Origin of the sequence: Bradyrhizobium sp. USDA 4532 (assembly GCF_024171315.1) — a bacterium.
In the GTDB taxonomy this organism is placed as follows: Bacteria; Pseudomonadota; Alphaproteobacteria; order Rhizobiales; family Xanthobacteraceae; genus Bradyrhizobium; species Bradyrhizobium australafricanum.
Window position 1 is genome coordinate 1,257,184 of sequence record NZ_JALJZN010000001.1, and the last position, 22,990, is coordinate 1,280,173.

Annotated in this window: 21 protein-coding genes; 18 read left to right on the forward strand and 3 right to left on the reverse strand. The window is 64.4% G+C overall.

Translation table 11 applies throughout. The annotated features are described in order from the left end of the window. Positions 1 to 85 precede the first annotated feature (85 nt). From proS to J2R76_RS06115, 3 genes are all read left to right on the forward strand, one after another. Entirely contained in the window at positions 86 to 1,405 is a 1,320-nt protein-coding gene (gene proS / locus J2R76_RS06105; RefSeq protein WP_038380332.1) for a proline--tRNA ligase, read from the forward strand. 72 nt (positions 1,406 to 1,477) lie between these two features. Continuing rightward, positions 1,478 to 2,758: a lipoprotein-releasing ABC transporter permease subunit gene (locus J2R76_RS06110; RefSeq protein WP_028339647.1), complete on the forward strand. Its 1,281-nt coding sequence runs from the start codon at positions 1,478 to 1,480 to the stop codon at positions 2,756 to 2,758. Between the two features lie 9 nt (positions 2,759 to 2,767). Next, entirely contained in the window at positions 2,768 to 3,466 is a 699-nt protein-coding gene (locus tag J2R76_RS06115; RefSeq protein ID WP_016840545.1) for an ABC transporter ATP-binding protein, read from the forward strand. A gap of 111 nt (positions 3,467 to 3,577) precedes the next feature. On the opposite strand, the gene J2R76_RS06120 is transcribed toward J2R76_RS06115, so the two are convergent. After that, the gene (locus J2R76_RS06120) at positions 3,578 to 3,850 is read right to left on the reverse strand and encodes a DUF3551 domain-containing protein (RefSeq protein WP_253623832.1); all 273 of its coding nucleotides are present in this window, start codon (positions 3,848 to 3,850) and stop codon (positions 3,578 to 3,580) included. Between the two features lie 115 nt (positions 3,851 to 3,965). Beyond that, positions 3,966 to 4,262 (reverse strand): DUF3551 domain-containing protein, encoded by a 297-nt coding sequence (locus tag J2R76_RS06125; protein WP_246786911.1) that lies wholly within the window; start codon positions 4,260 to 4,262, stop codon positions 3,966 to 3,968. A gap of 291 nt (positions 4,263 to 4,553) precedes the next feature. Between J2R76_RS06125 and J2R76_RS06130 the strand changes: the two genes are divergently transcribed. The 14 genes from J2R76_RS06130 to fabZ all read left to right on the forward strand — a co-directional run bounded on the left by J2R76_RS06130 (position 4,554) and on the right by fabZ (position 21,694). Next, positions 4,554 to 5,288, forward strand: coding sequence for an outer membrane protein (locus J2R76_RS06130; RefSeq protein WP_028333998.1), 735 nt, complete (start codon positions 4,554 to 4,556; stop codon positions 5,286 to 5,288). Positions 5,289 to 5,471: 183 nt separating this feature from the next. Further along, positions 5,472 to 5,684 carry a GDCCVxC domain-containing (seleno)protein gene (locus J2R76_RS06135; protein ID WP_375166481.1) on the forward strand — a complete coding sequence of 71 codons (213 nt, stop codon included), beginning with the start codon at positions 5,472 to 5,474 and terminating at the stop codon, positions 5,682 to 5,684. Positions 5,685 to 6,161: 477 nt separating this feature from the next. After that, a complete protein-coding gene (dnaE, locus tag J2R76_RS06140; protein WP_253623833.1) occupies positions 6,162 to 9,686 on the forward strand; it encodes a DNA polymerase III subunit alpha in 3,525 nt (1,174 codons plus the stop codon). A gap of 218 nt (positions 9,687 to 9,904) precedes the next feature. After that, positions 9,905 to 10,897: a 30S ribosomal protein S2 gene (locus J2R76_RS06145; protein WP_057016493.1), complete on the forward strand. Its 993-nt coding sequence runs from the start codon at positions 9,905 to 9,907 to the stop codon at positions 10,895 to 10,897. A 127-nt stretch (positions 10,898 to 11,024) separates the two neighbouring features. Beyond that, complete coding sequence (tsf, locus tag J2R76_RS06150; protein ID WP_057016494.1) at positions 11,025 to 11,948, forward strand: translation elongation factor Ts; 924 nt, start codon at positions 11,025 to 11,027, stop codon at positions 11,946 to 11,948. Between the two features lie 71 nt (positions 11,949 to 12,019). Continuing rightward, complete coding sequence (gene pyrH, locus J2R76_RS06155) at positions 12,020 to 12,736, forward strand: UMP kinase (protein ID WP_253623834.1); 717 nt, start codon at positions 12,020 to 12,022, stop codon at positions 12,734 to 12,736. A 74-nt stretch (positions 12,737 to 12,810) separates the two neighbouring features. Then, entirely contained in the window at positions 12,811 to 13,374 is a 564-nt protein-coding gene (gene frr / locus J2R76_RS06160; RefSeq protein ID WP_028334007.1) for a ribosome recycling factor, read from the forward strand. A 21-nt stretch (positions 13,375 to 13,395) separates the two neighbouring features. Beyond that, the gene (locus J2R76_RS06165) at positions 13,396 to 14,154 is read left to right on the forward strand and encodes an isoprenyl transferase (RefSeq protein ID WP_057016496.1); all 759 of its coding nucleotides are present in this window, start codon (positions 13,396 to 13,398) and stop codon (positions 14,152 to 14,154) included. Further along, positions 14,151 to 14,999, forward strand: a complete 849-nt coding sequence (locus J2R76_RS06170) for a phosphatidate cytidylyltransferase (protein ID WP_168855889.1) — start codon at positions 14,151 to 14,153, stop codon at positions 14,997 to 14,999. The genes J2R76_RS06165 and J2R76_RS06170 overlap by 4 nt, the downstream gene beginning before the upstream one ends. A gap of 4 nt (positions 15,000 to 15,003) precedes the next feature. Continuing rightward, a complete protein-coding gene (gene dxr / locus J2R76_RS06175; RefSeq protein ID WP_253623835.1) occupies positions 15,004 to 16,230 on the forward strand; it encodes a 1-deoxy-D-xylulose-5-phosphate reductoisomerase in 1,227 nt (408 codons plus the stop codon). A 44-nt stretch (positions 16,231 to 16,274) separates the two neighbouring features. Continuing rightward, complete coding sequence (rseP, locus tag J2R76_RS06180) at positions 16,275 to 17,426, forward strand: RIP metalloprotease RseP (protein WP_028339659.1); 1,152 nt, start codon at positions 16,275 to 16,277, stop codon at positions 17,424 to 17,426. Positions 17,427 to 17,601: 175 nt separating this feature from the next. Next, positions 17,602 to 20,142, forward strand: coding sequence for an outer membrane protein assembly factor BamA (bamA, locus tag J2R76_RS06185; RefSeq protein ID WP_057016498.1), 2,541 nt, complete (start codon positions 17,602 to 17,604; stop codon positions 20,140 to 20,142). A 32-nt stretch (positions 20,143 to 20,174) separates the two neighbouring features. Then, positions 20,175 to 21,236, forward strand: coding sequence for a UDP-3-O-(3-hydroxymyristoyl)glucosamine N-acyltransferase (gene lpxD / locus J2R76_RS06190; protein WP_057016499.1), 1,062 nt, complete (start codon positions 20,175 to 20,177; stop codon positions 21,234 to 21,236). Beyond that, on the forward strand, positions 21,236 to 21,694 hold the full coding sequence (gene fabZ, locus J2R76_RS06195) for a 3-hydroxyacyl-ACP dehydratase FabZ (protein WP_016841580.1): 459 nt from the start codon (positions 21,236 to 21,238) through the stop codon (positions 21,692 to 21,694). Before lpxD ends, fabZ begins: the two co-directional genes overlap by 1 nt. 12 nt (positions 21,695 to 21,706) lie before the next feature. Here the strand turns inward: fabZ and J2R76_RS06200 are convergent, their stop codons facing one another. Beyond that, entirely contained in the window at positions 21,707 to 22,030 is a 324-nt protein-coding gene (locus tag J2R76_RS06200) for a KTSC domain-containing protein (protein ID WP_141342145.1), read from the reverse strand. Between the two features lie 147 nt (positions 22,031 to 22,177). Here J2R76_RS06200 and lpxA point away from each other — a divergent pair, with 147 nt between their 5' ends. Beyond that, positions 22,178 to 22,972 carry an acyl-ACP--UDP-N-acetylglucosamine O-acyltransferase gene (lpxA, locus tag J2R76_RS06205; protein ID WP_028334015.1) on the forward strand — a complete coding sequence of 265 codons (795 nt, stop codon included), beginning with the start codon at positions 22,178 to 22,180 and terminating at the stop codon, positions 22,970 to 22,972. Positions 22,973 to 22,990 lie beyond the last annotated feature (18 nt).

Sequence of the window (22,990 nt, forward strand, 5' to 3'; positions counted from 1 at the left end):
TTCTTATTTGGCGGCCTTGTGTTTTCACAGCCGATCCGGTTTCACTGCAGCTCTTCCCAGGCTTTCCTGATTCCCGAGTAACGCCATGCGATTGTCGCGGTTTTTCCTGCCCATCCTGAAAGAAAACCCGAAAGAGGCGGAGATCGTCTCGCATCGGCTGATGCTGCGCGCGGGCATGATGCGGCAGGAGGCTGCCGGCATTTATGCCTGGCTGCCGCTCGGCTTCCGGGTGCTGAAGAAGATCGAGCAGATCGTTCGCGAGGAACAGGACCGCGCCGGCGCGCTCGAGCTCTTGATGCCGACGCTGCAGCTCGCCGATCTCTGGCGCGAAAGCGGCCGCTACGACGCCTATGGCCCGGAGATGCTGCGCATCCTCGATCGTCACAAGCGCGAGCTGTTGTACGGGCCGACCAACGAGGAAATGATCACGGAGATTTTCCGCTCCTACATCAAGTCCTACAAGAACCTGCCGCTCAACCTCTACCACATCCAGTGGAAATTCCGCGACGAGCAGCGTCCGCGCTTCGGCGTGATGCGCGGCCGCGAGTTCCTGATGAAGGACGCCTATTCGTTCGACCTCGACGAGGCCGGCGCGCGGCGCTCCTACAACAAGATGTTCGTGGCCTATTTGCGCACCTTTGCGCGGATGGGCCTCAAGGCGATCCCGATGCGGGCCGAGACCGGCCCGATCGGCGGCGACCTCAGCCACGAATTCATCGTGCTCGCGGAGACCGGCGAGTCCGGCGTCTACATCAACCGCGATGTGCTGGACCTGCCGGTGCCGGGCGCGGACGTCGATTATGACGGTGATCTGACGCCGATCATCAAGCAGTGGACTTCGGTCTACGCCGCGACCGAGGACGTCCACGAGGCTGCGCGCTTCGAACAGGAAGTGCCTGAGGCAAAGCGGCTGAACACGCGCGGCATCGAGGTCGGCCAGATCTTCTATTTCGGCACCAAATATTCCGAGACCATGAAGGCGATGGTGGCCGGTCCCGACGGCGTCGACGTGCCGATCCATGGCGGCTCCTACGGCGTCGGCGTGTCGCGTCTGGTCGGCGCGATCATCGAAGCGTGTCACGATGACGCCGGCATCAAATGGCCCGAGGCCGTCGCGCCGTTCCGCGCCGCGATCCTCAATCTCAAGCAGGGCGATGCCGCGGTCGATGGCGCCTGCGAGCAGCTTTATCGCGAGCTCTCGGCGAAGGGCGTCGACGTGCTCTACGACGACACCGACCAGCGTGCCGGCGCCAAGTTCGCCGCGGCCGATCTGATCGGCATCCCGTGGCAGATTCTGGTCGGACCCAAGGGGCTTGCGGACGGCAAGGTCGAAGTGAAGCGTCGCAGCGACGGCTCACGCGACAACATGAGCCCCGCCGACGTGGTCGCGAAGCTCGCGGGTTAAAGTTTATTCACGCCGCGCTGATCGGCGGGGTAATCCGGCCACATTTGGCCCGAATCATGGGATTATCGACAGATGGATGAGACCATGAGCGAGCCAGTCCGTACCCCGCCCTTTGCGCCATTCGAATGGCTGCTGTCCGGACGCTATCTGCGCGCGCGCCGCAAGGAAGGCTTCATTTCGGTCATCGCCGGCTTTTCGTTCCTCGGCATCATGCTCGGCGTCGCCACGCTGATCGTGGTGATGGCGGTCATGAACGGCTTCCGCAAGGAGTTGCTGGACAAGATCCTCGGCCTCAACGGACATATTCTGGTGCAGCCGCTGGAATCGCCGCTGACCGACTGGAAGGATGTCGCCGACCGCATCAGCCAGGTGCAGGGCATTCGCCTCGCCGCGCCGGTGGTGGACGGGCAGGGGCTCGGTTCATCGCCGTTCAACGCCGCCGGCGTTTTCATCCGCGGCATCCGCGCCGACGATCTCAACAACCTCACCTCGATCGCCAAGAACATCAAACAAGGCTCGCTCGAGGGCTTTGATGAGGGGCAGGGCGTCGCGATCGGTCGCCGCCTCGCCGACCAGCTTTCGCTGCATGCCGGCGACATGATCACGCTGGTTTCGCCGAAGGGCGCGGTGACGCCGATGGGCACCACGCCGCGCATCAAGCCCTACAAGATCACTGCGGTGTTCGAGATCGGCATGTCGGAATATGATTCGACCTTCGTGTTCATGCCGCTGACCGAGGCGCAGGCCTATTTCAACCGCAACAACGACGTGTCCTCGATCGAGGTGTTCACCACCAATCCGGACAAGATCGAGACCTATCGCAAGCTGGTGACCGAGGCGGCCGGCCGGCCGGTCTTCCTGGTCGACTGGCGGCAGCGCAATTCGACCTTCTTCAACGCGCTTCAGGTCGAACGCAACGTGATGTTCCTGATCCTCACCATGATCGTGCTGGTCGCGGCGCTCAACATCGTCTCGGGACTGATCATGCTGGTGAAGGACAAGGGCCAGGACATCGCGATTCTGCGGACCATGGGCGCCTCGCAGGGCTCGATCATGCGGATATTCCTGATCACCGGCGCATCGATCGGCGTCGTCGGCACGCTGGTCGGTCTGCTGGTCGGCTTGCTGATCTGCTTCAACATCGAAACCATCAGGCAATTCCTGTCGTGGCTCACCAACACGGAATTGTTCGATCCGACGCTGTATTTCCTGTCGAAGCTGCCTGCTGAAATCGATTTTGGCGAGACGCTCGCCGTCGTGATCATGGCGCTGACGCTGTCCTTCCTTGCGACGCTCTACCCGTCGTGGCGCGCCGCGCGCCTCGATCCGGTCGACGCGCTCCGGTACGAATAAGGAGCGCACATGGCGGAGGGGGCGGAAGACACACCGGTCGTCTATCTTCATGACATCAAGCGGGAATACCGGCAGGGCGAAGCGACGCTGACCGTCCTGAACGGCGCCAATCTCGCGCTGTGGCCCGGTCAATCGGTGGCGCTGGTGGCGCCGTCGGGATCCGGCAAGTCGACATTGCTGCACATCGCGGGCCTGCTGGAGACCCCCGATGACGGCGAAGTCTATGTCGCGGGCACGCCGACCTCGCAGATGTCCGACGTCGACCGCACCCAGATTCGCCGTTCCGATATCGGCTTCGTCTATCAATCGCACCGGTTGCTGCCGGAGTTCTCGGCGCTCGAGAACGTCATGCTGCCGCAGATGATTCGCGGCCTCAAACGCTCCGAAACCGTGAAACGGTCGACCGAGATTCTCTCCTATCTCGGGCTCGGCGATCGCATCACCCATCGCCCAGCCGAGCTCTCGGGCGGCGAGCAGCAGCGTGTCGCGATCGCGCGCGCGGTTGCCAACGCGCCCCGGGTACTGTTCGCGGACGAGCCGACCGGCAATCTCGATCCCGGCACGGCCGACCACGTCTTCAACGCGCTGATGCAACTCGTGAAGGCGACCCGGGTCGCGATGCTGATCGCGACTCACAATCTGGATCTCGCCGCGCGAATGGATCGCCGGGTGTCGCTGTCGAACGGACAGGTTGTCGAGCTCGAATAGTGCGCCGTCGCGTGAACTGGCTAGCGGTGCGCGTGAAGAAGCCGCGCTAAGACGAGAGAATCCGGAGCCTTTTCCCGTGTCGCTTCGATCGGAACGAAATACTTCTGGCTCTCAATAAGCGGGGCGAGGCCGTCTGCCTGATGCTCTCGGCTGCCTGTCGATCGGCGGCCCGGCATAGTAGGGGTTGTTGATGCAGATCGCCGCGAGGCCGGACGCCGAAGCCTGGCACTGCGCGATCGACGTGTAGCCGCAGTCGGTATCCTCACCGCCCCATCGGTAGTTGGTTTTGCAGACCGCCGAGGTCGAATCGTATTTCTGGGCGCTGGCCGGCGCGGCTGCCAAGGCCAGGAGTGTCGGCAAGAGTGCCAGAATCAGACTGCGCATCAGAAATCTCCTCGTCGGCGCCGGCAATGCTGATGCCGAGCGCGCGCGAATAGGCACCTGTGCGCAGCGCCGGATCAACTCACATTCCCGCGCCGGGGTTGCCGGACCGAGCGTATCAGTGGATGAACAGGTCGAAGAAATTGCCCTCACGGCGGTCCCGCGGGGACACGTGAAGATACGAGCGCGGGTCGTTGTCGCCGGCATAATAGGGGTTGGCGATGCAGTTCTGCCCGATGCCCGAAGCGGTGGCCAGGCACGCCTCATACGACGGATAGGAGCAGTTGCTCAGGCCGGGATAGCGGTCGCCTTGAATGCAGAACGGGTAACGCACGCCGACGGCATGCGCGGGCGCAGTCCCCAGCGTTGCGAATGCGGCCACAGACGCCGCAGCAGCAAGAATCATCGTGCGCATGTGCATTCCTTTTGCTGCGAAGATGCGACCTTGGCGACGATCCAAATCGGACAAGCCGGTTCCGGTCAACGATCATGCGCGCAGCTATGCACGCAGATCCGAATTGTGAAGTTTGTGCGGCAACTATGTGGCAAAAATTCCAGGAAGCGCCCGTAATACAGTATTAACTTCAAATTTGAGGGAAGTCGTTTGGCCCTGCCTGTTGCCGCGAAGTTACAGCAATTCCGCCGGGGGCTGCTATGACGGTGTCTCGCGGCCTTGGGGGCCTGTAGAAAAAGTTGGAACGGGAAAATGAAAAAGATTTTGCTTGTCACCGCCAGCATGCTCGCGCTCAGCGCGACTGCTGCTTCCGCGGCTGACCTCGCGGCTCGCCCTTACACCAAGGCTCCGCCGCCCATGGTTGCCGCTGTTTATGATTGGACTGGCTTCTACATTGGTATCAACGGTGGTTGGGGCCAGAGCCACGACAACCGTTCGGTCGACGGCTTCGGCGGCGTCGGAAGCTTCGACGCCAACGGCGGCACCGTCGGTGGCCAGATCGGCTACCGCTGGCAGGCCGGCGGCTGGGTGTTCGGTCTGGAAGCTCAGGGCAACTGGGCTGACTTCTCCGGCAGCACCGGCAACCTGGTCGTCCCGGGCGGCATCGTTCGCTCGAAGACCGATGCGTTCGGCCTGTTCACCGGTCAGATCGGCTACGCCTGGAATAACGTCCTGCTGTACGCCAAGGGCGGTGCTGCGGTCACCGATCGCAACTTCCAGTTCCTCAACGCGGCCGGCAATCTGGCGTCCGAGACCGGCTTCGACACCCGTTGGAGCCCGACGGTCGGTGTTGGCCTCGAATTCGCCTTCTCGCAGGGCTGGTCGCTCGGCGTCGAGTACAACCACATCTTCGAAGACACCCATGGCGCGACCTTCGTGACCCCGGCTGGTGTTGCCGTGACCGGCTTCCACACCGGTGGCGACACCGACATGGTCCTCGGCCGTCTGAACTACAAGTTCGGTGGCCCGGTCATCGCGAAGTACTGATCGCTCGCTTAATTCAAGCGGCATCGAAAACCCCGGGCTTCGGCCCGGGGTTTTTTGTTGGCCTGGCGGCGCCGCCGATCGGCCAGGAGCAGGGGACAGGCTTTGCCGTCCGCTCCGGGATTCGGGTCGGGTTTGATTGGGCGGGGCTTTCCAACCGAACAGTTAACGCCGCATATTCGCGGCATGACGGACCTGCAGCTGACTTCCCAACTGACGTGCCCGTCCTGCGGCCATGTCTCCATCGAGACGATGCCGACCGACGCCTGCCGGTTCTTCTATGATTGCAAGGGCTGCGGCACTCGCCTGAAACCGAAAGCAGGAGATTGCTGCGTTTTTTGCTCATACGGAACGGTCCCTTGCCCTCCCAGGCAGGCTGGGAATTGCTGCGGTAACTAGCTCCCCGGAGGCTCAAGACGAGTTCGCCATCCGGATCACTGTCGGCGGCGAGACGTCGGCCGCTCAGGAATTAACCACAGGGGTCACTTCTCGAACTGGGTCGCCGGCATTGCTTGACTCCTAGAACAAAAAAGGAACAATGTTCTGCATACGTTCCGGTTCAGGGAGAGCGGCCATGTTGAAGATTTTCGTGCAAGAAGCTGCAGCGCTGGCATCGATCACGCTGTTCGTCGGGATGATCGCGGTGTGGGCCCAGCTGATCACCCAATTCTGAAAATGCGCCCGCGGGGACAGGGGCATCGCCGGCGGCATGGTCTGCCCCTGGGGAAAAGCAGGAGGACTTGCCGCCACGCCGCGTTCGGCGTGGACTTGGCAGGGGTCAGGCCCCACCATGGGATTGCGAGTCGGGTCTGACACTTTCGAGTTCCGGCCCTGGCGCTCGCTCCATCCCTGACGCAAGAGCTTCCGTAAGCAGTCATGCCGAATGCCGGATTCGTTCACCTTCACGTTCATTCCGCCTATTCGCTGCTGAAGGGCTCGATCAAGATCGCCAAGCTGGGCGAGCTCGCGAAGGCCGACCGCCAGCCGGCGCTGGCGCTGACCGATACCGACAACATGTTCGGCGCGCTGGAATTCTCCGACAAGATGGCCGGCTACGGCATCCAGCCGATCGTCGGCTGCGAGCTGGCGGTGGATTTCGGCGACGTCGATCCGAATACGCGCAGCATCCTTGCGACGACGGGCCCGGCGCGAATCGTGCTGCTGGCGGCGCGCGAGCGCGGCTACCGCAGCCTGATGCGGCTGAACTCGCGGGCGTTCCTGGAGACGCCGGTCAACCAGACCCCGCACATCAAGTTCGATTGGCTCACCGACGACGCCGAAGACCTGATCGCGCTGACCGGCGGCCCGGACGGGCCGATCGCGCTGGCGCTGCGGGCAGAACAGGCGGCGCTGGCGACCACCCGCTGCGAGCGCCTCGCCAGTCTGTTCGGCGATCGCCTCTACATCGAATTGCAGCGCCACGGGGCCGACAAGGAACGCCGCACCGAGGGCGGCCTGATCGATCTCGCCTACAGCAAGGGCCTGCCGCTGGTCGCGACCAACGAGCCGTATTTCGCCAGCAATGACGACTACGAATCGCATGACGCGCTGCTCTGCATCGCCGGCGGCCATCTGATTGCCGAGACCAACCGCGAGCAACTGACCCCGGATCACCGCTTCAAGACCCGCGCGGAAATGGCGGTGCTGTTCGCCGACATCCCGGAGGCGCTGGCCTCGACGGTGGAGATCGCCGAGCGCTGCTCGTTCCGGCCGAAGACCCGCAAGCCGATCCTGCCGTTCTTCACGGTGGGTGCCGCCGCCAGCGCCGATGCCGCCGCCGACGAGGCCGCCGAGTTGAAGCGCCAGGCCGAGGAGGGGCTCGCGAATCGCCTGCGGGTGCACGGTCTCTCGCCGGGAATGACCGAAGAGGACTACAGCAAGCGGCTTGCCTTCGAGCTCGACGTCATCACCCGCATGAAATACGCGGGCTACTTCCTGATCGTCTCCGACTTCATCAAATGGGCGAAGGCGCAGGGCATTCCGGTCGGGCCGGGCCGCGGCTCCGGCGCCGGCTCGCTGGTCGCCTGGGTGCTGACCATCACCGACCTCGATCCGATGCGGTTTGCGCTGCTGTTCGAGCGCTTCCTCAATCCCGAACGCGTCTCGATGCCGGACTTCGACATCGACTTCTGCCAGGACCGCCGCGGCGAGGTGATCCAGTACGTGCAGGAGCGCTACGGCCGCGACCAGGTGGCGCAGATCATCACCTTCGGTACGCTGCAGGCGCGCGGCGTGCTGCGCGACGTCGGGCGCGTGCTGCAGATGCCCTATGGGCAGGTGGACAAGCTGACCAAGCTGGTGCCGCAGAATCCCGCAGCGCCGGTGACGCTGGCGCAGGCGATCGAGGGCGAGCCGAAGCTGCAGGCGTTCCGCGACGAGGATCCGGTGGTCGCGCGTGCGTTCGACATCGCGCAGCGTCTCGAAGGCCTGACGCGCCATGCCTCGACGCATGCCGCCGGCATCGTGATCGGCGACCGGCCGCTGAGCGAGCTGGTGCCGCTCTACCGCGATCCGAAATCCGACATGCCGGTCACCCAGTTCAACATGAAATGGGTCGAGCCGGCGGGCCTCGTGAAATTCGACTTCCTCGGCCTGAAGACGCTGACCGTGCTGGACGTCGCGGTGAAGCTGCTCAAGCAGCGCAACGTCCATGTCGATCTCGCGACGCTGCCGATCGACGATGCGCCGAGCTATCAGATGCTGGCGCGGGGCGATGTCGTCGGCGTGTTCCAGGTGGAAAGCCAGGGCATGCGGCGCGCGCTGATCGACATGCGGCCGGACCGCTTCGAGGACATCATCGCGCTGGTGGCGCTGTATCGCCCGGGCCCGATGGCGAACATCCCGACCTATTGCGCGCGCAAGCACGGCGACGAGGAATCGGAATATCTGCATCCGATCCTGGAGCCGATCCTGAAGGAGACCTTCGGCGTCATCATCTATCAGGAACAGGTGATGCAGATCGCGCAGCAGATGGCGGGCTACTCGCTCGGCCAGGCCGACCTGCTGCGCCGCGCGATGGGCAAGAAGATCCGCGCCGAGATGGACAAGCAGCGCGACATCTTCGTCGACGGTGCGATGAAGAACGGCGTGGCGAAGGGCCAGGCCGAGACGATCTTCGAGCTGCTCGCCAAGTTCGCCGACTACGGCTTCAACAAGAGCCACGCGGCGGCCTATGCGCTGGTGTCGTACCACACCGCCTATATGAAGGCGCACTACCCGGTCGAGTTTTTGGCGGCGTCGATGACGCTCGAACTCAACAACACCGACAAGCTGTCCGAATTCCGCTCCGAGGCGCAGCGGCTCGGCATCAAGGTCGAGGCGCCCAACATCAATCGCTCCGGCGCGACCTTCGAGGTCAGCGACAACACGATCTACTACGCGCTGGCGGCGCTGAAGGGCGTCGGCATCCAGGCGGTCGAGCAGATCATCGAGGAGCGCAACAAGAAGGGCGCCTTCACCTCGCTCGCCGATTTCGCCGCGCGGGTGAGCCCGCGCGCCGTCAACAAGCGGATCATCGAGAGCCTTGCGGCGGCCGGCGCCTTCGACACGCTGGAGCCGAACCGCGCGCGCGTCTTCGCCGGCGCCGATGCGATCCTCGCCGCCTGCCAGCGCAGCCATGAGGCGGCGACCTCGGGCCAGAACGACATGTTCGGCGGCGCGGCGGATGCGCCGAGCATCATGCTGCCGCAGATCGAGCCGTGGCTGCCCGCCGACCGGCTGCGGCGCGAATACGACGCCATCGGCTTTTTCCTGTCGGGCCATCCGCTCGACGACTACGCCACCGCGCTGAAGCGGCTGCGCGTGCAGTCCTGGGCGGAGTTCTCGCGCGCGGTGAAGACCGGCGCCACCGCCGGCAAGGTCGCGGCAACCGTCGTGTCCCGCATGGAGCGCCGCACCAAGACCGGCAACAAGATGGGCATCATGGGCCTGTCGGACCCGACCGGCCATTTCGAAGCGGTGCTCTTCTCGGAAGGCCTTGCGCAATACCGCGACGTGCTCGAACCGGGAGCGGCCGTGCTGTTGCAGCTCGGCGCCGAGCTGCAGGGCGAGGACGTGCGGGCGAGGGTGCTGCACGCCGAGCCGCTGGATCACGCCGCGGCCAAGACGCAGAAGGGCCTGCGGATCTTCGTGCGCGACACCAAGCCGCTGGAGTCGATCGCCCGCCGGCTCAACATGCCGGAAGCCGCGCCTGCCCCGGGCGGCGCCGCAAAGGCACCGGCCGTGAAGCCGGCCGCCGCGCCGCCACCGGCGGCGGGGGCCGATGGCGACGTCTCGCTGGTGATGATGCTGGACCTCGAAACCGAGGTGGAGATGAAGCTGCCCGGCCGCTACAAGGTCTCGCCGCAGATCGCCGGCGCGATCAAGGCGGTGGCGGGCGTGGTCGACGTGCAGACCCTGTAAACTGGGGACTCCGGACGCCAAACAGGGCCGTTTCGGCACGAATTGGGCCCGGCCGGCCGGTGTAACCGGCCGTATTTCCTTGCTTCTGGCGCAAATCGCGCTATATAGCGCGCCATCTCACACGGAAACATGGCTCTCAAGGCCGTCCGGTGGCAACCGGGCCATTCAGGCGCGTTTGCTCACACGTTTCCGGAGGAACCAACCGGAGAATTATCACTATGTCGCTACCCGATTTTTCTATGCGTCAGTTGCTTGAAGCTGGCGTTCACTTTGGCCACCAGGCCCACCGCTGGAATCCGAAGATGCAGGATTACATCTTCGGCGCCCGCAACAACATCCACATCATCGACCTCGCGCAGACCGTGCCGATGCTGCACCGTGCCCTGCAGGCGGTCAGCGATACCGTCGCCAAGGGCGGCCGCATCCTGTTCGTCGGCACCAAGCGCTCGGCCCAGGACGGCGTTGCCGACGCTGCCAAGCGTTCGGCGCAGTACTTCGTCAACTCGCGCTGGCTCGGCGGCACGCTGACCAACTGGAAGACGATCTCGGCCTCGATCAAGCGCCTGCGTCATCTCGACGACGTGCTGTCGTCGGGCGAAGCCAACTCCTACACCAAGAAGGAGCGGCTGACGCTGCAGCGCGAGCGCGACAAGCTCGACCGTTCGCTCGGCGGCATCAAGGACATGGGCGGCCTTCCCGACATGATCTTCGTGATCGACACCAACAAGGAAGACATCGCGATCCAGGAAGCCCAGCGGCTCAACATCCCGGTCGCGGCGATCGTCGACACCAATTCGGACCCGAAGGGCATCACCTATGTGGTGCCGGGCAATGACGACGCCGGCCGCGCGATCTCGCTGTATTGCGATCTCGTGGCGCGCGCCGCCATCGATGGCATCTCGCGCGCTCAGGGTGATTCCGGAATCGACATCGGTGCGTCGGCGACGCCCGTGCAGGAAGACCTTCCGGCGGCTGCGCCGTCCGGCTTCCAGGGCCTCGCCGGCCCGCGCGGCACCGCCGACAACCTCAAGAAGCTCACCGGCGTGTCCGGTGCGATCGAGAAGAAGCTCAACGACCTCGGCATCTTCCACTACTGGCAGCTCGCCGAGCTCGACCACGACACCGCGCACAAGATCGGCGAAGAAGTCGGTCTGCCGAGCCGTGCCGACGCCTGGGTCGCCCAGGCCAAGACGCTCGCCGAAGCGGAATAAAGGCTACGCGGCGTGGCCGGGTCTCGCCCGGCCGCCGCTTCTATTCCACGAACAACGATCTCCCTGTCGCAGATAGCGGCGCCATCGGGCGCCGCGGTTTCTGTACAGGCAAGAAGGACATTGAACGATGGCAACGATCACAGCAGCGATGGTCAAGGAGCTCCGCGAGTCGACTGGCGCGGGCATGATGGATTGCAAGGCGGCGCTGACCGAGAACAACGGCGACATGCAGGAAGCGCAGGACTGGCTGCGCAAGAAGGGCCTCTCCAAGGCCGCCAAGAAGGCCGGCCGCGTCGCGGCCGAGGGCCTGATCGGCGCGCTGACCTCCGGCACCAAGGGCGTGCTGGTCGAGGTCAACTCGGAGACCGACTTCGTTGCGCGCAATGAGCAGTTCCAGGGCCTCGTCAAGATGATCGCCCAGGTCGCGCTGCACAACGGCGCCGACGTCGAGAAGATCAAGGCGGCCAAGGTCGGCGACGTCACCGTCGAGACCGCGATCTCCGACGCGATCGCGACCATCGGTGAGAACATGACGCTGCGCCGCGCCGCTTCGCTCGAGGTGAGCAAGGGCGTGGTGTCGAGCTATGTCCACAACGCGGTTGTCGAGGGCGCCGGCAAGATCGGCGTGATCGTGGCGCTGGAGTCCGCCGGCAAGACCGACGAGCTCGCGGTGCTCGGCCGCCAGCTCGCCATGCACGTCGCGGCGGCCAAGCCGCTGGCGCTCGACCCGGCCGGGCTCGATCCGGAGACCGTCAAGCGCGAGAAGGACGTGCTGGCCGACAAGTACCGCCAGCAGGGCAAGCCGGAGAACGTCATCGAGAAGATCGTCGATTCCGGCCTGAAGACCTACTACAAGGAGGTCTGCCTGCTCGATCAGGCCTTCATCCACGATAGCGGCAAGTCGGTTGCCCAGGCGGTGAAGGAAGCTGAGGGTAAGGTCGGCGGGCCGATCAAAATCGCTGGCTTTGTGAACTATGCTCTCGGTGAGGGAATCGAGAAGCAGGAAAGCGACTTCGCCGCCGAAGTCGCGGCCGCCAGCGGCAAGAAGTAACCGCTGACACCAGGGCGTCCGGCGCTCTGCGCCGGAAGCCTGCCTGCGCGGGATAAGAAAGCGATTGCATCATGGCTGAGCCGATCTATCGTCGCGTGGTGATCAAGCTGTCCGGCGAATATCTGGCCGGCTCCCACGGGTTCGGTATCGATCAACCGACGGTCGATCGCATCGCCGACGACCTGATCGCAGCCCGCAAGCTCGGTATCGAGGTCGCCGTCGTGATCGGCGGCGGCAACATCGTCCGTGGCGTCGAGGTGTCCTCGCGCGGTGTCTCCCGGCCGACCGGCGACACCATGGGTATGCTTGCCACCATGATGAACTGCCTCGCGCTGGAGGCGGCGATCGAGCGCAAGGGAACCCCGGCGCGGACCTTGTCGGCATTCGTGATGCCGGAGATTTCCGAGCTGTTCACCCGTAGTGCAACGCACAAATATCTCGCCGAGGGACGCATCGTCCTGCTCGGCGGCGGAACCGGCAACCCGTTCTTCACGACCGACACCACCGCCGTGCTCCGCGCGGCCGAAATCGGTGCGCAGGCGGTGCTGAAGGCCACCAATGTCGACGGCGTCTACAGCGCCGATCCGAAGAAGGACCCCAAAGCCAAGCGCTTCGACCGCCTAACCCATTCGCAGGCGATCGAGGGCGGCTACAAGGTCATGGACGCGACCGCTTTCGCACTTGCCCGCGAGACGTCGCTGCCTATCATCGTGTTCTCTATCGCGGAGCCCGGTTCGATCGGTACGATTCTGCGCGGTACCGGACACGGCACCGTCGTCGCCGGCTGATTGCCGCGCCTCCGGGTCCAGATTTTGGACCCGAGGGCGTCGACAGCCGGTTTCTAGTGAAAGGGAGAAACGTCATGGCCGCAGCTGGTTTTGACATCAACGACGTGAAGCGCCGCATGCAGGGCGCCACGCAATCGCTCAAGCACGAGCTCGGCGGCCTGCGCACCGGCCGTGCCGCGGCCTCTATGTTGGAGCCGGTCCAGGTCGAGGCTTACGGCTCGCATATGCCGCTCAACCAGGTTGCCACCATCAGCGTGCCCGAGCCGCGCCTGCTCTCGGTGCAGGTCTGGGACAAGACGATGGTCAAGGCCGTGGAGAAGGCAATCGTCGACTCCAACCTCGGCCTGTCGCCGGCGACCGAAGGACAGGTGCTGCGCTTGCGGATTCCCGAACTCAATGAGGAGCGCCGCAAGGAGCTCGTCAAGGTCGCGCACAAATACGCGGAAGCGGCCAAGGTCGCGGTACGCCACGTGCGCCGCGACGGCCTCGACGTGATCAAGAAGCTCGAGAAGAATCACGAGATCTCCGAGGACGATCAGGAGCGCCTGTCGAACGAGGTGCAGAAGGCGACCGACGGCGTGATCGCCGAAGTCGATCAGCTGCTTGCCGCCAAGGAAAAGGAAATCCTGACGGTCTGAAGGCGCTACGGGAACGAGCCGATGTCGAACGCCGCCGCCCCAGCAGCTGACGGACCGGATCGCTCCGGCAGTCCGTTGCATGTGGCCATCATCATGGACGGCAACGGGCGCTGGGCCGCTTCGCGCGGCTTGCCGCGCGTCGAGGGCCATCGCCGCGGCGTCGAAGCGCTGCGCCGCGTGGTGCGTGCGGCCCATGAACTCGGCATCGTCTATCTCACCATTTTTTCTTTCAGCTCGGAAAACTGGTCGCGGCCCGCGAGCGAGATCGGCGATCTGTTCGGCCTGTTGCGCCGCTTCATCCGCAACGATCTGGCGACGCTGCATCGTGACGGGGTGCGGGTGCGCGTGATCGGCGAGCGTGACGGGCTTGACGCCGACATCTGCGCGCTGCTCAACGAGGCAGAGGAGCTGACGAAGAACAACGTCAAGCTCAGCCTTGTGGTCGCCTTCAACTATGGTTCGCGGGCGGAGATCGCCGCCGCGGCGCGGCGCCTTGCGCGCGAGGTCGCCGAAGGCAAGCGCGACGCCAACTCCATCGATGCCGACACGCTCGGGCAATATCTCGATGCGCCCGACATTCCGGATCCGGATCTGATTATCCGCACCAGCGGCGAGCAGCGTCTGTCCAACTTCCTGATGTGGCAGGCCGCCTATAGCGAACTCGTGTTCGTGCCGATTCACTGGCCGGATTTCGACAAGGCGGCGCTCGAAGGCGCGATTGCGGAATACGGCAAGCGCGAGCGCCGGTTCGGCGGGCTCGCTGCGAAAACCGGATCGTGACCGAGGGCGAGGCCGCGCCGGCGGCAGCAAACGAGCAGGGGTCGCGCAATCTCGCGATGCGCGTGATTGCGGCGCTGGTGCTGGCGCCGGTTGCGATCGCGCTGGCCTATATGGGCGGCGTCGCCTGGTCGCTCCTCGTGACATTGGCGGCGGCCGGATTGTTCGCGGAATGGCTTGTTGTCACCGGACTCGGACGCGAGCTCCGTGTCGTGGTGCCCGGCGTGGTCGCGTTGCTGCTCGCCGGACTATGCCTGATGGCCGGCCGTATCGATGCGGCCCTGATCGTGCTCGCCGCCGGTGCGGTTGTTGTGGCACTGACGTCCGGCGCGCGGCGCAACTGGGCCATTGCGGGACTGCTCTATGCGGCAGGGGCCGAGATCGCATCGGTCCTGCTGCGCCTCGACACGGCGAAGGGCTTTGCCGCGCTGATGTTCGTGTTGCTGATCGTGTGGGTCACCGATATCGGCGGCTACTTCGCGGGCCGCAGTATCGGCGGGCCGAAGCTCTGGGTGCGGGTCAGCCCGAAGAAGACATGGGCGGGCGCGGTTGGCGGCTTCGGGGCGAGCCTGCTGGTCGCGGCCGGCTTTGCCGCCTTTGAGATCGGCTCGACCGGTCCGCTCTTGATGCTCGGCGCCGTGTTGTCGGTGGTCTCGCAACTTGGCGATCTCTTCGAATCCGCGGTGAAGCGGCGGTTCGGCGTAAAGGATTCGAGTCACATCATTCCCGGTCATGGCGGCCTCCTGGACCGCCTGGACGGATTTGTTGCGGCCGTCATTGTGGCGGCGATTTTCGGCTTTCTCCGTGGTGGCGCCGATGGCGTCGGGCGCGGTCTTATGGTTTGGTGATGAGATGAGCGCAGTTCCGTTGCGTAACAACAAGGCCGCGGCGGCATCCGCCCTGCGGACTGTAACCGTCCTCGGTGCCACCGGCTCGATCGGCGACAGCACGATGGATCTGCTGCGCGGCGCGCGCGACCGCTACCGGGTCGAGGCGCTGACCGCGAACAGCAATGTCGAGGGCCTCGCCAAGCTGGCCAAGGAATTCGGCGCGCGGTTCGCCGCCATTGCCGATCCGGCGAAGCTTTCGGAGCTGAAGGACGCGCTGGCCGGAACCCGGACCGAATGCGGGGCCGGGGAGAGCGCGATCACCGAAGCGGCCGCGCGGCCGGCCGATTGGGTGATGGCGGCGGTCAGCGGCGCGGCCGGGCTGAAGCCCGCACTTGCCGCGGTCGATCGTGGCGCCACCGTCGCGCTGGCCAACAAGGAATGTTTGGTCTGCGCCGGCGATATCTTCATGGAGCGGGCGAGGAAGGCCGGCGCCTGCATCCTGCCGGCGGACTCCGAGCACAATGCGCTATTCCAGGCGCTGGCTTCCGGCAACCGCGAGGAACTGACGCGGGTGATCATCACCGCGTCCGGCGGCCCGTTCCGTACCTGGGCGCCCGCCGACATCGAGCAGGCGACGCTGGAACAGGCGCTGAAGCATCCGAATTGGAGCATGGGGCAGAAGATCACGATCGATTCCGCCTCGATGATGAACAAGGGTCTCGAGGTGATCGAGGCGTCCTATCTGTTCGCTTTGACGCCCGACGAAATCGACGTGCTGGTGCACCCGCAGTCGATCATCCACGGCATGGTCGAGTTCTCCGATCGCTCGGTGGTCGCCCAACTCGGCACGCCCGATATGCGGATCCCGATCGCGCATTGCCTCGGCTGGCCCGACCGCGTCGTCGGCCCGTCCGCCAAGCTCGACCTCGCCAAGATCGGACAGCTCACCTTTGAGGCGCCGGATTTTGAGCGCTTCCCGGGGCTGCGGCTGGCCTACGAGGCGTTGCGGATGGGGCACGGCACGACGACGGTCTACAACGCTGCGAACGAGATCGCGGTCGCCGCGTTTATCGCCGGCAAGATCAAGTTCGGCGCGATCGCCCGGCTGGTCGAGGCGACGATGAACGATTGGATCAAGTCAGGGAACCAGCCACCACTGCACTCGGCGGATGATGCGATTTCCGTTGACCATATCGCGCGAAATAAAGCTGCCGCCCTATTGCCTCAAATTGCCTTAAAGGCAACCTAGAGGGTTGGGGACGGAGCCTTTGGCTCTTGTCGAGGGAAAATCGAATGCCCGAGTATTTTATTCATAGTATCAATGCGTTGAGTCATGGGCTTCTCGGTACCATCGTTCCCTTCCTCTTCGTCCTGACCATCGTCGTCTTCTTCCATGAGCTCGGCCACTTCCTGGTCGCGCGCTGGGCCGGCGTGAAGGTGTTGACGTTCTCGCTGGGCTTCGGCCCGGAGCTCGCCGGCTTCAACGACCGGCATGGCACGCGCTGGAAGATCTCGGCGATTCCGCTCGGCGGTTACGTCAAATTCTTCGGCGACGACAGCGAGGCTTCGACGCCGTCCACCGAGACGCTCGCCGCCATGACGGCGGAAGAGCGTGAAGGCAGCTTCCATCACAAATCGGTCGGAAAGCGCACCGCCATCGTTGCGGCCGGCCCGGTGGCGAACTTCATTCTCGGCGCCCTGATTTTCGCGGGCATGGCGCTCTACTACGGCAAGCCGAGCACGATTGCCCGGGTCGACGGCCTAGTGGCCGAAAGCGTCGCCGCGAACGCCGGCTTCAAGGTCGGCGATGTCGTCGTGGATATCGACGGCAGCGCGATCCAGAGCTTCGCCGACATGCAGCGGATTGTAGCTTCGAATGCTGGTTCAGAGCTTGGATTCAAGGTGAAGCGCGATGGTGCGATTGTCGCGCTCAAGGCGACGCCGGCGCTCCGGGAGGTCAAGGACCCCTTCGGCAATGCCCACCGAATCGGCGTGCTCGGAATCGAGCACAAGGCTCAGGTCGGCGAAGCGACCAGCGCCTCGGTCGGCGTGCTGGAGGCCCTCAAGATCGGCGTCGAGCAGGTTTGGTACATCATTTCCAGCACGTTCAAGTTCCTGGGGTCGCTGTTCGTTGGAACCGGCAATCCGGCCGAGGTGAGCGGCGTCATTGGAATCGCGAAGCTGTCGGGGCAGGCCGCGAGCGCCGGGTTCCAGTTCGTGATCAACCTTTGCGCCATCCTGTCGGTCTCGATCGGCCTGCTGAACCTGTTTCCGATCCCGCTTTTGGATGGCGGACACCTGCTTTTCTACAGCGCGGAGGCGCTGCGGGGACGCCCGCTCTCGGAGCGGACGCAGGAGGTGGGTTTCCGAATCGGGCTGGGTCTGGTCCTGATGCTGATGGTGTTTGCGACGTATAACGACATCCTCAGGATCGCCGGGTCCTGAAACGGGCTTTTTTGTGGCGTTGCCAATGGGCAACGTCTTGGAACGAAAATGGAAATGTTCAGCTCTAGTAAGTTTGCCCCCTTGGCAAATTTGGTTACAAGCTGAGCGGCAGGTTGGGAATCTGTCGGGTCGTTGGGGAACGATCTGGCATCGTTAAGATAAGGGCGCATTGCGCATGATGTTTGGAATGCGAGTGAGGGGGGGGCTGTTCGCCGCCTTGGTCATGTTCGCCGCGCCGGTGGTTGCCACCTTGGCGACCGTAGCTGTGTCTGTGCCTGCGTCGGCGCAGACCGTCGATTCGATCACGGTGGAGGGGAACCGCCGTGTCGAGCTTGAAACCATCCGCTCCTACTTCCATCCCGGACCGGGCGGTCGGCTGGCCCAGGCCCAGATCGACGACGGTCTGAAGGCGCTGATCGAGACCGGCCTGTTTCAGGACGTCCATATCGACCAACGGGGCGGGCGCCTCGTCGTGGTCGTGGTCGAGAACCCGGTGATCGGCCGCGTTGCCTTCGAGGGCAACAAGAAGATCAAGGACGAGCAGCTCACCGCTGAAGTTCAGTCCAAGCCGCGCGGCACGTTCTCGCGCCCGATGGTCCAGTCGGACGCCCTGCGCATCGCCGAAATCTACCGTCGGTCCGGCCGCTATGACGTGCGGGTCAATCCGCAGATCATCGAGCAGCCGAACAACCGCGTCGACCTGATCTTCGAGGTCAATGAAGGCGTGAAGACCGGCGTCCGGTCGATCGAGTTCATCGGCAACAGCGCCTATTCGGCGTCCCGTCTGCGCGACGTCATCAAGACCCGCGAATCGAACATCCTGAGCTTCCTCGGCGGCAACGACGTCTACGATCCCGACCGGGTCGAGGCCGATCGCGACCTGCTGCGTCGCTTCTATCTCAAGAACGGCTATGCCGACGTCCAGGTCGTGGCCGCGCTGACCGAATACGATCCCGAGAAGAAGGGCTTCCTGGTTACCTTCAAGATCGAGGAAGGCCAGCAGTACCGCGTCGCGTCGGTCAACTATACGTCGTCGATCGCAACGCTCGACCCGAACGCGCTGCGCACCTACTCGCGCGTCAATGTCGGCTCGCTCTACAACGCCGAGGCGCTGGAGAAGTCGGTCGAGGAGATGCAGATCGAGGCATCGCGCCGCGGCTACGCATTCGCGGTGGTCCGGCCGCGCGGTGATCGCAACTTCGACAATCACACGGTGTCGATCACCTTCGCGATCGACGAAGGTCCGCGCACCTATATCGAGCGCATCAACATCCGCGGCAACAGCCGTACCCGCGACTACGTGATCCGCCGCGAGTTCGATATCTCGGAAGGCGACGCCTACAACCGTGCGCTGGTCGACCGCGCCGAGCGCCGGCTGAAGAACCTCGACTTCTTCAAGACGGTGAAGATCACCACCGAGCCGGGCTCCTCCAGCGATCGCGTCATCCTGATCGTCGATCTCGAGGAGAAATCGACCGGCGACTTCTCGGTGTCGGGCGGCTACTCGACCACCGACGGCGCGCTGGCCGAAGTCAGCGTCTCCGAACGCAACCTGCTCGGCCGCGGCCTGTACGCGAAGGCGTCGGTGACCTACGGCCAGTATGCCCGCGGCTACTCGCTGTCGTTCGTCGAGCCCTATCTGCTCGACTACCGCGTCGCGCTCGGCCTCGACCTCTATCAGCGCCAGCAGCTGTCCAACAGCTACATCGCCTACGGCACCAAGACGCTGGGCTTCAGCCCGCGGCTCGGCTTCAGCCTGCGGGAAGATCTGTCGCTGCAGCTGCGCTACTCGATCTACCAGCAGGAAATCACCCTGCCGTCGACGCTGAACAACTGTAACAACGTGCCGACCCTGCCGGATGGAACGCCCAACCCCGCGTTCAATCCGAGCCCGGCCTATGCGAACCTGAACGGGATCAGCCTGGTGTCGACCAATGGTCTCGGCTGCTTCTTTGACGGCGAAGCCTCGCTGCCGGTCCGCAAGGAGCTGGCGGGCGGCAAGACCCTCACATCGGCGCTGGGTTACACGCTCAACTACAACACGCTCGACAACAACAAGAACCCGACCGACGGTCTGATCGTCGACTTCAAGCAGGACTTCGCCGGTGTTGGCGGTGACGTCAGCTACATCAAGACCGCGATCGACGCGAAGTACTACACCCCGCTGGTCTCCGACATCGTCGGCGTGATCCACGCCCAGGGCGGCATCCTGAACAAGCTCGGGACCTCGGATCTGCGCATGCTCGATCACTTCCAGATGGGCCCGAACCTGGTGCGCGGCTTCGCGCCGAACGGTATCGGTCCGCGTGACATCAACCCGTACGGCACCATGGATGCCATCGGCGGCACCAAGTACTGGGGCGTGTCGGCGGAACTGCAGATGCCGTTCTGGTTCCTGCCGAAGGAAGTCGGGCTCAAGGGCGCGGTCTATGCCGACGCCGGCGGGCTGTACGACTACCAGGGCCCGACCTCGTGGGCGGCGACCGGCGAAGTCAACGTGCCTGGCTGTGTCAGGCCGACGAACAATCCGCCGTCTCCGGGTACGTGCCTTGGCCTGAGCTACGACGACAGCAAGGTTGTCCGCACCTCGGTCGGTGTCGGCCTGATCTGGCAGTCACCGTTCGGCCCGCTGCGCTTCGACTACGCGGTGCCGCTGACCAAGGGTGCGTTTGACCGCACGCAAGAATTCCGGTTTGGCGGCGGTACGACGTTCTAAGACCGATTGCCAACCGGACTGCGACGGATGGAATGGCGCAGCCGATCTTCTACAAGAGTCCTCCTTCGTCATCGCTGGCTGAAATAGCCGCGCTGACGAAGGCGCAACTGGTCGACCCCGAAAGGGGCGCGCTTCAGATCAGGGGGCTGGCCTCGCTCGACGAGGCCGGTCCGATGCATCTCGCCTTTTTCGACAATCTGAAATACGCCGACCAGCTTGCCGCGACCAAGGCCGGGGCGTGTCTGGTCAGCCCGCGCTTCGAGGCGCAGGTGCCGAAGGGCACGGCCGTGCTGCGGGCGGCGAAGCCGTTCCAGGTGTTCGTCGAGCTCGCCCGCGAATGGCACGCCGATGCCCTGCGGCCGCAATCCTGGTTCGACACCGAGGGGATCGCGCCGTCGGCGATCATCGATCCCACCGCGCGCCTCGAGGACGGCGTCATCGTCGATCCGCTGGTCGTGATCGGCCCGCGGGTCGAGATCGGCTCGGGCACCATCATCGGCGCCGGCGCGGTGATCGGGGCCGATGTCAAGATCGGCCGCGACTGCAATGTCGGCGCCAAGACCACCATTCAGTTCGCGCTGATCGGCAACAACGTCCTGATCCATCCCGGCTGCAATATCGGCCAGGACGGCTACGGCTTCATCTTCTTCGGGCCGGCCGGCCATGTGAAGGTGCCGCAGACCGGCCGCGTGGTGATCCAGAACAATGTCGAGGTCGGCGCCGCCTCGACCATCGACCGCGGTTCCCTGCGCGACACCGTGATCGGCGAGGGCACCAAAATCGACAATCAGGTCCAGATCGGCCACAATGTGACGATCGGCCGGCACTGCCTGCTGGCGGCCCAGATCGGGCTCGCCGGCAGCCTGACCATCGGCGACAATGTCGCGCTCGGCGCCAAGGTGGGCATCAACAACCACCTCAAGATCGGCGACGGCGCCCAGGTGACGGCGATGAGCGCGGTCAAGGACGATATCCCGGCCAACGGTCGGTGGGGCGGGCATTTCGCCAAGCCGACCAAGCAGTGGTTCAGGGAAATTATCGCAGTGGAGCGTCTGGTGCGCGACAACGAAGCCAAAGGTGAGGGGCAGGAGTGATGGAGGAGGCACCGGTCAAATTCGAGCTGGTGGATATCAACGATATCCTGAAGACGCTTCCGCATCGCTTTCCGATGTTGCTGATCGACCGGGTGATCAAGATCCGCACCGACTACAGCGGCATCGGCATCAAGAACGTCACCTTCAACGAGCCGCCGTTCCAGGGTCACTTCCCGGATCGCCCGGTCTACCCCGGCGTGATGATGATCGAGGCGATGGCCCAGACCGCCGGCGTCATCGGCATCAAGTCGGTCGAGGGCACCGAGAAGCCGCGCGCGGTGTATTTCCTCACCATCGACAAGTGCAAGTTCCGGAAGCCGGTGATGCCCGGCGACACCATCGAGTATCACATGCGCTCGCTCGGCCGGCGCAAGACGATGTGGTGGTTTCACGGCGATGCCAAGGTCAACGGTCAGGTCGTCGCCGAAGCCGATGTCGGTGCGATGCTGACGGATTAGGCCGCGCCGGTCTCACGACGTGGTGCAGGTGTAGCGGCCGTCCGCGCCCGCGATCCGCAGGACGCGATTGAGGAAGATGCCCATCGACGGTGCGTTCATCAGCGCGTCGTAGGTTTCGGCAGGGACGCCGCAATAATGCTGGTAGCTGCCTCTGACCGCCACCAGCAGCGCGCGTTGATCCGTGCTGTAGCAGACCCGCTGGACGATCGTGCTGCGGTTGATGTCGTGGCATTCGAAGCTCGAGAGATCGACCGCCGTGCTGTTGCCGAGATCGACCGTCTCCGGGCCGATTGGCGCAGAGAGCAGGCTGAGGATCAGCGCGGCGGCCCGGACCATGGTTCGGTTGCGACCTTCTCTTGCAACAGGCCGTCATCATACGTCACTGGACAGGGCGGGCAAAGTCGCGCTAACGACCGCCCCAATCGATAGGCTGGCGCCTCGATAGCACCTTGGCGCCATTAACGAATTCCGGACCGAAATTTCATGAGCATGATCGACCCGACTGCGCGGATTGCCGATGGCGCTGTGATCGGGGCCGGCACCGAGATCGGTCCGTACTGCATCGTCGGCCCCAACGTCGTGCTCGGTGAGAACTGCAAGCTGATCGCGCATGTCACGATCAGCGGGCATACCAGGATCGGCGCCGGCTGCATCATCTCGCCGTTCGCAGCGCTCGGCGGGCCGCCGCAGGATCTCAGCTATCGCGGCGAGCCGACCCGCCTCGAAGTCGGCGAAGCCTGCACGATCCGCGAGGGCGTGACGATGAATGTCGGCACGGTCAAGGGCGGCGGGCTCACGCGCGTCGGCGATCGCGGCTTCTTCATGAACAACAGCCATGTCGGCCATGACTGCATGGTCGGCAATGGCGTGATCTTCGCGACGTCGGCGACGCTCGGCGGCCACTGCGAGATCGGCGACTTCGTCTATATCGGCGGCCTGTCGGCTGTGCACCAGTTCACCCGCGTCGGCTCGCAGGTGATGATCGGCGGCGTCTGCGGCGTGCGCGGCGACATCATCCCGTTCGGCCTCGCCAACGGTCAGTACGCGGTTCTCGAAGGACTCAACATCATCGGCATGCGGCGCCGCCAGTTCACCAAGGCGCGGCTGGCGACGGTGCGCGCGTTCTATCAAAAGCTGTTCCACGGTCCCGGCATCTTCGCCGAGCGGCTCGCTTCGGTGCAGCCGCTGGCGGGCGAGGATCCGGCGATTGCGGAAATCCTGGCCTTCATCGAGGGCGGCAAGCTGCGCCCGCTCTGCCTTCCCGCCGATACCAATTGAGCAGGGGATGGCCGCCAG